Origin of the sequence: Microbispora sp. NPDC088329, from assembly GCF_040685655.1 — a bacterium.
Classification (GTDB): domain Bacteria; phylum Actinomycetota; class Actinomycetes; order Streptosporangiales; family Streptosporangiaceae; genus Microbispora.
On sequence record NZ_JBFBIP010000071.1, the window covers coordinates 1 to 1,158 of the forward strand.

General features: G+C 69.5%; 1 protein-coding gene. It reads left to right on the forward strand.

Annotated elements, in window-relative coordinates; all coding sequences use genetic code 11:
• Window positions 1-131: 131 nt before the first annotated feature.
• A complete protein-coding gene (locus AB0O28_RS39850; protein ID WP_363648235.1) occupies window positions 132-1,154 on the forward strand; it encodes a DUF916 domain-containing protein in 1,023 nt (340 codons plus the stop codon).
• The last annotated feature ends 4 nt before the right edge of the window (window positions 1,155-1,158 follow it).

The following is a 1,158-nucleotide window of genomic DNA, read 5'->3' on the forward strand; positions in this document are numbered from 1 at the left end:
ACCCTGACGCTGTCGCTGTTCAACCAGACCTGACCCGAAGGCAGGACGCCACCGCCTACTGTGGGCGTCCGGGACGCGTGCCAGACTCGCACGCGTCCCGGACACCCACAATGAGACAGGAGACACCTTCGTTGACCAAGAGCCGTTCACGGGGCGCCCTCGTCCTGCTCGCCGTTCTTCAGGCTGTCGGCGCGACCGTACTGGTCGCCTTGGTCGCGTTAGCCACCCCCGCAAGCGCCGACGTCACCTGGTCGGTCGTGCCCGCCGACGCGAACGGCCCCGACGGCCGCCGCGTCATCGACGTCGAACTCGCCGCCGGGCAGCAGGCCGATGAGCACATCGCCGTCATCAACCGCTCCACCGAGCCGGTCGACTTCGCGATCGACGCCAACGACGGCTACCTGACCTCCAAGGGCTACTTCGACATGCGGCCCTCGGACGCCAAACCCGTCGACGGCGGCTCCTGGATCACCATCCCCGACAAGGTGACCATCGCCGCCGGAGCCACCGCCGTCGTGCCCGTGAAGGTCTCCATCCCGCAGAACGCGACGCCGGGCGACCACCCCGCGGGCGTGACCGCCTCCGTGGACACCGTCTCGGGGCAGGTGCGGGTCCAAAACCGGGTCGGCGTCCGCCTGAACATCCGCGTGAGCGGCGACTACGTGGCCAAGGTCGCCGTCAGCGACGTGCGGGCCGCCTACACCTGGTCGTGGAACCCCTTCGCCGCCGGATCGGTCGATGTGACCTACACCGTCGCCAACATCGGCAACGTCCGCCTGGCCCCCGACTCCCGGATCCTGACCTCCACCTTCGTCGGCGAAAGCGACTGGAACGACAAATCCGACGCCAAGGCCAGGGAGATCATGCCGGGCGGCAAACGCACGTTCACCGCACGGGTGAGCGGCGCCTGGCCGATGGGAGTGATCACCACCACGGTGATGGCGATCCCCGCGCCCGCGGGCCGGCCCCTCCCCGGCGTCACCGCCGAGCGGGTGTCGATCGACACCTCCGTCTGGGCACTGCCCTGGCCGCAACTGGCTGTCCTCGCGCTGCTCGTCCTCGCCTTCCTCGCCTTCCGGCTGACCGCTTCCCGCCGCCGCAAGCGCATCGAGAAACTCATCCTCAACAGCCGGGGCACACCCCTCGGGGCCTGAGCAC